The organism is uncultured Phascolarctobacterium sp., assembly GCF_905212365.1.
GTDB lineage: Bacteria > Bacillota > Negativicutes > Acidaminococcales > Acidaminococcaceae > Phascolarctobacterium_A.
The window spans coordinates 1-8083 of sequence record NZ_CAJMEH010000076.1 but is presented as its reverse complement, the minus strand read 5'-3'; the positions used below and the strand labels follow the sequence as shown (position 1 = coordinate 8083).

General features: G+C 50.2%; 6 protein-coding genes. All 6 read left to right on the top strand.

Translation table 11 applies throughout. The features are described from left to right. Nucleotides 1-367 precede the first annotated feature (367 nt). Nucleotides 368-1975, top strand: coding sequence for an MBL fold metallo-hydrolase (locus QZ105_RS09675; protein ID WP_293729716.1), 1608 nt, complete (start codon nt 368-370; stop codon nt 1973-1975). A gap of 399 nt (nt 1976-2374) precedes the next feature. After that, the gene (locus QZ105_RS09670) at nt 2375-3241 is read left to right on the top strand and encodes an isocitrate lyase/phosphoenolpyruvate mutase family protein (RefSeq protein ID WP_293729715.1); all 867 of its coding nucleotides are present in this window, start codon (nt 2375-2377) and stop codon (nt 3239-3241) included. A gap of 38 nt (nt 3242-3279) precedes the next feature. Further along, nucleotides 3280-4296 (top strand): TRAP transporter substrate-binding protein DctP, encoded by a 1017-nt coding sequence (gene dctP / locus QZ105_RS09665; protein ID WP_293729714.1) that lies wholly within the window; start codon nt 3280-3282, stop codon nt 4294-4296. 90 nt (nt 4297-4386) lie between these two features. Then, nucleotides 4387-4926, top strand: a complete 540-nt coding sequence (locus QZ105_RS09660) for a TRAP transporter small permease subunit (RefSeq protein WP_293729713.1) — start codon at nt 4387-4389, stop codon at nt 4924-4926. Further along, nucleotides 4926-6203, top strand: coding sequence for a TRAP transporter large permease (locus QZ105_RS09655; protein WP_293729712.1), 1278 nt, complete (start codon nt 4926-4928; stop codon nt 6201-6203). Before QZ105_RS09660 ends, QZ105_RS09655 begins: the two co-directional genes overlap by 1 nt. Nucleotides 6204-6663: 460 nt before the next feature. Next, a partial coding sequence (locus QZ105_RS09650) for a hypothetical protein (RefSeq protein ID WP_293729711.1) occupies nt 6664-8083 on the top strand: 1420 nt, incomplete at its 3' end.

Genomic DNA, 8083 nt, shown 5'->3' with positions numbered 1-8083 from the left:
GTTTTTAGGTTTAGCCAGGCCGCTTGGCGAGCGCCTGGGCGTACCGGTAATCGACGCGGCCGCGGCCGCCGTATCGCTGGCGGAAAGCCTGGCGCGTCAGGGCTTGCATACCAGTCGCCGCGCGTACCCCGAACCGCCCGCGCGTTTGCGCAGCTGGAGCGGGGGCAGTTTATAAAATATGACGATGTAAAAGGCTGTGCTTCCTTAGAGGGGCGCAGCCTTTTTGTTTCCGTTCACTTTTCACAAAAGCTTCGTAAGTGGAGGCAAGGATTTACCATGCGCGCGTAGAATTATTTATATATAATAATTTAACCGCTGTAAAAATTCAGGCGATTTGTTGTGCGGATATAAGAATGGAGGCTTGGCTATGAAGATTACGTTTTTAGGCGCGGCGCGCACGGTTACAGGTTCCTGCTATCTGATAGAAACGGGGGCGCACAAGCTGCTGGTGGACTGCGGTATGTTCCAGGGCTCGAAGCTGGTCAAGGCGTTTAACGAAAAGGATTTTTTGTTCAACCCTGCGGAGATAGAAGCCGTGGTGCTGACCCACGCCCATGTGGACCACAGCGGCCTGCTGCCCAAGCTGGTCAAGGAAGGCTTTCGCGGGCCCATCCACTGTACGAAATCCACGGAGGAGCTGTGCTCTATTTTGCTGCCGGACAGCGCGCACATTCAGGAAAGCGACGCCGAATTTGCCAACCGCAAGGGCATGCGCGCCGGTAAAAAATTTGTCGAGCCGCTGTTTACGGTGGACGACGCCGACAGAGCGCTGAAGTTGTTCCGTATTCACGATTTTGCCGCGGAATTTACGGTAGTGCCGGGCGTGCGGGTGCGCTTTAAGGTGGCGGGGCATATCTTGGGCTCTGCCTTTGTGGAAATGCTGGTGACGGAAGGCGACAAAAGTACGCGCTTGATTTTTACGGGCGACATCGGACAGCCTAATCAGCCGATTATCGAGGACCCGGAAGCGATGGCTGTGGCGGATTTTATCATCACCGAATCAACTTACGGCAACCGCGTCCACGAGGCTTACGACAAGGAGGGCGAACTGGCCCGCATTATTAACGATACGGTGGAGCGGGGAGGCAACGTGGTTATTCCGGCTTTCGCCGTAGGCCGCACGCAGGTGCTGCTGTATTATTTCCAAAAGCTGCTGAGCGAGGGGCGTATTCCCGAGGTGCCGATTTATGTCGACAGTCCCATGGCTAACAGGGCGACGCAGATTACCATGACGAACCCGGAGGAGTACGATGCGGAAGCGCGCGCGCTTTATGAAATGCAGGGCCGCCGCCTGGTGAATATGCGCAATCTGCATTTTACGGCGACGGCGCAGGAATCTGTGGCGATTAACGATACGCCGGGCAGCAAAATTATTTTGTCGGCCAGCGGCATGGCGGACGCCGGACGTATTCTGCATCACTTGAAGCATAATTTGTGGCGCGAGGACAGCAGCGTGGTTTTCGCCGGTTATCAGGCGGAAGGCTCCATGGGACGGCAGATTATCGACGGCGCTAAGCGCGTGAAAATTATGGGCGAGACCATCAGCGTGAAGGCGAAGATTTATAATATGAAGGGCTTTTCCGCCCATGCGGATAAGGAACAGCTGCTGGCTTGGTACGGCGGCATGAAGAGCGCTCCGAAGGCTTTCTTTGTGACTCACGGCGAGATGGACGCGGCGATGAGCCTGGCGGATATTTTGGGGCGCAGGCTGGGAACGGCTGCCTATATTCCCCAGTTTGGCGATTGCGTTACTATCGACGGTACCGATTGGCAGGTAAAGGCTTCCGAAATCGTTACCGTAGAACCGTCCGCTCTGGAATTTCGCGCTTATTTGCGCAGCATGGAAAGCGAATATTTGCAGCAGCGCAGCAAGCTGGAGCAGATTGTGGCCAGGGACGCGGCCAAGGCTCCGGCAATACGCAGGAAGCTGGAGAAGCTGCGTAAATATATGGATGAGCTGCTCAAAGAATTTTAAAGCGAAATCTTTTGAGAATATACAAAATCCTCTTGAAAAAACACGAGTGTAAAATTTACTATTTAATAGATAAAAAAATTCTTAAAATAGCTTGACAGATGCAAAGCGTGTTGTTATACTATGTGTAATTTACACCGAAGTGAATTATACATTATAGCATCGGCTGTGAACAGGAATAAAAGGATAACAGGCTTTAGAGAGCCGGCGGTTGGTGCAAGCCGGTGGAATGGCGTCCTTTTTCTCACCTGGGAGCCCTTCGTCTGAGACCGCCGGTTTAGGAGGAAGCGTTTGGCTGCGTTAAGGCTCAAGAGTATAATGTAGGGTGGTACCGCGTATTACGCCCCTACCGGATTTCCGGTAGGGGCTTTTTGTATAGCTTGAAGGAGGCATTTTGCAAAGATGATTAATCCTGGTAAAAAATTACGCGAGCGTTTGGCGCAGCCGGATATTCTGGTGCTGCCGGGCGTTTATGACGCTTTATCAGCGAAGGTAGCCGTCAAAGCTGGCTTTGACGCTTTGGTGATGGGCGGTTACGCTATCGCCGCTTCCCGTTTGGGCGAGCCCGACGTGGGTTATCTTTCCATGACGGAAATGGCCGAAGCGCTGCGCTGCATTACCCGCGCGGTGGATGTGCCTGTTTTGGCCGACGGCGACACCGGCTACGGCAACGCTTTAAGCGTGCAGCGTACCCTGCGGGAATATGAACATGCCGGAGCCGCGGGCGTTTTGTTCGAGGACCAGGTTTGGCCCAAGCGCTGCGGGCATATGGCGGGCAAGCAGGTTATCGACGCCGAGGAGCACGCCCGCAAGCTGCGCGCTGCCGCCGACGCCAAGACCTGCGAAGATACGCTGCTCATCGCGCGCACGGATTCGCGCGCGGTTTACGGCTTGGACGCCGCCATCGAGCGCGGCAAGCTGTATCTGGACAGCGGCGCGGAGGCCTTGTTCATCGAAGCGCCGCAGAACGAATGGGAGCTGGAGGAAATCGCCAAGGCGTTCCCCGATACGATTTTGCTGGCGAATATGATAGAGGGCGGCAGGACGCCGAACCTGACCAGCAAGGATTTGGAAAACCTGGGCTTTGATATCGTCTTTTGGCCCTGCAGCTTAGTGTACACCGTGACCAAGGCGTTGGGCGAGTTGCTGCGCGCACTGCGGGACGAGGGCACGACCAACAGCGTTCACGATAAAATGCTCAGCTTCAGTCAATTTAACAGCTTTATTGGGTTGGAAGACTACAATGAGCTGGATAAAAAATATAAATAAAAATAAGCAAAGGTGCTTGAGGAAAGGAAGTTATGTTTATGAAAATCTCTAAAAAATTTACCGCTGTCGCTTTAATCGCCGCTATGGCTTTAATTGCAGGCTGCGGCGGCAGCTCCGAGAAAAAGGCTGCCACCGGCGCAAAGGTTACTTTGAAAATGGCTACTGCTCTGCCCCAGAGCCACCCCCTGGTAAAGGCTATGGACAGCCTGAAAGAAAAGGCTGCCGCTAAATCCGGCGGCAGCGTGGAAATTACTATTTATCCGGCAGGCCAGCTGTTTAACGATAAAAACATGAACGACGCGCTGATTTCCGGCGGCGTTGATATGGGTCTGAACACCGTTGGCCGTTGGGCAAGCATTGTCCCGGCTATGGATATTTTCGATGTGCCCTTTATTTTCCCCGGCTATGAAAAGGTTGACAAATCCATCGACAACGGCCTGGGCCAAAAGCTGGGCGACGAGCTGCTGAAGAAGGGCGTGCGTCCGCTGCTGTGGGCCGACTACGGCTTTGTACAATATGCCAACAATAAAAAGCTGGCTAAGACTCCGGCTGATTTTGACGGCATGAAGATTCGCGGCTACAGCAAATATTCCGCTGAAACCATCAAGGCTTTGGGCGCTTCCAGCGTAACCATGGGCGCAGGCGAGGTTTATATGGCAATTCAGCGCGGCACTATAGACGGCCAATCCTCCGGCACCACCGCTATGCGCGACCGCAAAATGTACGAGGTGCATAAATATCTGACCGTTACCAACCATGCTTCCCCGGAATTTATCGTAGCTATTAACGATAAATCCTTCAATAAACTGGACGACAAACAAAAGAAGGCTCTGACCGAGGCTGCCAACGAGGTACAGGCAGACCTGCGCGCCAACGCTAAGAAGGAAGACCTGCAAGCCCTGGAAGATTTGAAAGCCAAGGGCATGGAAGTTTACGTAGTGCCTGAAAACGAATTACAGGCTTGGCGCGACGCTACTAAGCCCGTATGGGATTTGTACGTAAAAGAAAACGGCAAGGTAGGCCAGGAGCTTATCGACATCTGCACCAAGCAATAATTAAAGCCGGGCGCGAGGCGGCGGCTTGAGGCCGTCGCTTACGCCGCAGTTTAAGCGTGCAGGCTATCTTTTTAAAAAGTGGGGGTTAAGGTGGAAAAGTTTTTAACTATTTATGAAAAATTTTTAAAGCTGCTGACCATGCTGGTGGGTACCGTCGCCGGTTTTTTGGTTATGTTCTGCGGCTTTGCCATCGTGTGGGAGGTAATTTCCCGCGGCGTTTTCCATGCGCCGACGGAATGGGTTATGGAAATTTCCACCTATTGTATCGTCATCGCCGGCTTTTTGGGCATGGGCGTCGCTTATGCCGGTAAAAAGCATATTCATGTAGATATTTTCGTTTCCAAGATGTCGCCGAAAACGCGCACCTATGCGGAGCTTGTTACCTGCATTATCGGCGCTTTTTACAGTTATTTGTTCATGGTGCAGTCCTTTGGTATGATGATGCTGTCCATCGAGCTGAATAACTGCGCGCCGACGACTCTGGGCACGCCGCTGTGGATTCCGCAGTCTGCCATGCCCGTGGGCTTTGCCGTGCTGCTCTTGCAAATCATCCGCACTATTCTGGAAGATATCGTGAAGATTAAGGCTAATGATTTTACTATGGATTTTGCGAAGGAGGTAAATAAATAATGCTTGCTGGATTTACTGTCCTTCTGCTGATTCTGCTGGGCATGGGCTTGCCCGTGGCCTTTTCTTTAGGTATGGGCGGCGTTGCCGGTATGCTGGCCTTTATGGGCGGCGAGGGCGCGCTGGCGCAGCTGCCGATTATCGGCTATAAATCCCTGGACGATTTCGTGCTTACGGCCGTGCCCATGTATATTTTAATGAGCCAGATTCTTTTGACCGGCAAGGTTGGCAATAACCTGTTTGAGCTGGCTAATAAATGGCTGCGGCATTTGCCAGGCGGTTTGGGCATCGCTACGGTTATGGCCTGCGCCATCTTCGCCGCGATTACCGGTTCTTCCGTAGCCTGCGCCGTTACTATCGGCGCTATCGCAATTCCGGAAATGCTGTCCCGCGGCTATGACCGGGCGTTGGTTTTGGGCTGCGTGGCCGCCGGCGGTACGCTGGGCATTTTAATTCCTCCGTCCATTCCCATGATTTTATACGGCGCGATTACTGACGAATCCATCGGCAAGCTCTTCATGTCCGGCGTAGTGCCCGGCGCGATGATGACGGTGATGTTTATGGCCATCGTCGTTTACCGCTCCCGCAATTTGCAGCGCGAGGCCGCCGCCTCCTGGAGCGAACGCCTTGAGGCTCTGCGCAAAACCTTTTGGGGACTGCTGCTGCCGATTATCGTAGTAGGCGGCATTTATACCGGCATCTTTACGCCGACGGAGGCCGCAGGTATCGGCACGGTATACAGCCTGTTTATTACCTTCGTGGTTTACAAGACTCTGTCGCTCAAGGATATGCCCGGCATTTTGAATGATACCATCAAAACCACCTGCATGATTTTCGCCATTATGATTGGCGCCAGCCTGTTCGGCTTCGTGCTGACGATTCTGGACGCGCCGCAGGCTTTGACTACTTATGTAGTATCGCTGGAGGCTAACCGCTGGCTGATTTTCGTAATGATAAATATTCTGCTGCTCTTTTTGGGCTGCATTCTGGAATCCGTTTCCATCATTTTCATTACGCTGCCGATTTTGTTCCCGCTGGTTATGCAGCTGGGCTTCGACCCCATTTGGTTCAACGTAGTTATGCTGCTGAATCTGGAGCTGGCGCTGATTACGCCGCCCGTAGGCATGAACCTGTTCGTGCTGCAGGGCATCAGCCCAGACAGCAAGATGACCCAGATTATCAAAGGCGTTATCCCCTTCGGCGCAGCTATGGCCTTGGAAATTTTAATCCTGTGCTTCTTCCCGGAGCTGGCCACCTGGCTGCCCAATGTAGTTAAATAAAGATCCCCCCTCTCTTATTGCCCGGATTGGCACGCTGCCGTCCGGGCATTTTTTGCGCGCCTGGCAATGTTTTTCAGCCGGCCCACTGCCCGAAAGTAAAGCAGGCGACAAGCTAGAGAAAGTAAGGCTTTATAAGTAGTAAAGGCTTGTCGGGGGGGACGAGCGTGCTATAATGTGAGTAGAAGCGTAGTATGTTTTTTAGTAAGATATGCTAACGCAGGGTAAATATACCCTCTCAGTCTGCTCGCAAGCTTGCAGCCAGCCGGCCCAGGCCTCCCTATCTTGGCCTGCGGCCAATTCACCTTGTCCCTCTAAGAGGGAGCAAAAGAGTAAAGCTTACTTTTGTGTCTCCTCTTAGAGGGGGCTGTCACCGAAGGTGACCGGGGAGTTTAGTCCTTGTTTTCCTTGCGGCGGTACGCTGCACATATATAAAATTTTTATGATGAAGGGGTGCATTTGTATGAAACGAAAACAAATTTTAGCGCGGGCGATAACTTTGGGATTATTGTTAGCGATGCCATGCAGCGCGTGGGCAGAAACCATTGAAGACGGATATAAATTTAGCGGCAGTAAAACTTTAACCGAAAATACTACATATACAGGTGGACTTCTCATTGCAAAAGACGCGTCGATAACAGGTGATGATAAATCATTGGATATTCAAGGGTATTTTTATAATAAGGAAGGACCTGAAAGTTTGAATTTTGAATATACAAGATCTGGCGATAGTATTGATTTTACAGACATAAAAGATGAGGATATACCGTATATTAACGGCAAAGTAGGTCTAGCCAATTTAGGAAGCATTACGGAAGTAAATGTTTTGAAATTTAGCGAGAAACTTGAAAATAGGGGTAATATTACAGCAACTACACTAGATTTAACAGAAAACCGGTATAATGGTGCACATAACGACACTAATGGAAATATGGTTTTAGATAATATTAAAGGATATTTTTTAAGTAATGATACTTGGGTAGATTTTTATATAACTACATTTTCAAATGACGGTAAAGTGCTTGTTAATAATTCTATAAAAACTGACGTAACCAACAATACATCAGGCGTTATTACTTATAATGGAACAGAAGCTATCAGTGGTGATTTGCAAAACGCCGGTACAGTAATCGTTACTTCGGGTAATTTGAAAATAACAGATGGACGATTAACAGTACAAGGGACGAGTTCGCAACTGTTAGGAGCAAATGGAACGTATTTGCAATCTTTAGAGGTTGTGGATGATGGTATTGAAATAGGTTCGTCTTGGCAGTCTGGAAGTCTTATTGTTGACGGTATAATAACGACTAAGTTTGTGAATAATCATGGCACTGTACAAAGCAATAATCTCCAAATAACTGGCGATATGGATGATGAAGATGTCTATGGTGGAACGAATTATAGCGGCGCTACAATGTTAATTAGCAATTCTATTAGTTTAGCTAATGGAAGCCTCTTGAATAATAAAGGTAATGTCCTGTTTGTAGGAGAAAGTGCCCAAATTTCTGGTAACGGTATTATAAATAACCTTCTCGATAATAATGTTATTGGCATCATCGCAAAAAATGCCGACGGTGATAAAATCACTAACCTCACTATTGAAGGCACTTTGAACAATAGCGGTATTATTGCCACAGAAACGCTTAACGTAGCCAACGGAACGGATACTGCCGACAGCAAGAGTTTCAACGTTGACAACCTTAATATTTTGGGTAATGATTCGCAAGATGCGAATAGCTTTGCTTTGAAAAAAGATAATTACACTTTCACCAACGTAGGCGTAGGCGAGAATGCTTCTTTAACTGCTGCAGGCAGCTTGGGCGTAAATGGCACTATGGCATTGCAGGACGGAGCAAGCGTAGAAACCTTGGCCGAAAACGGCT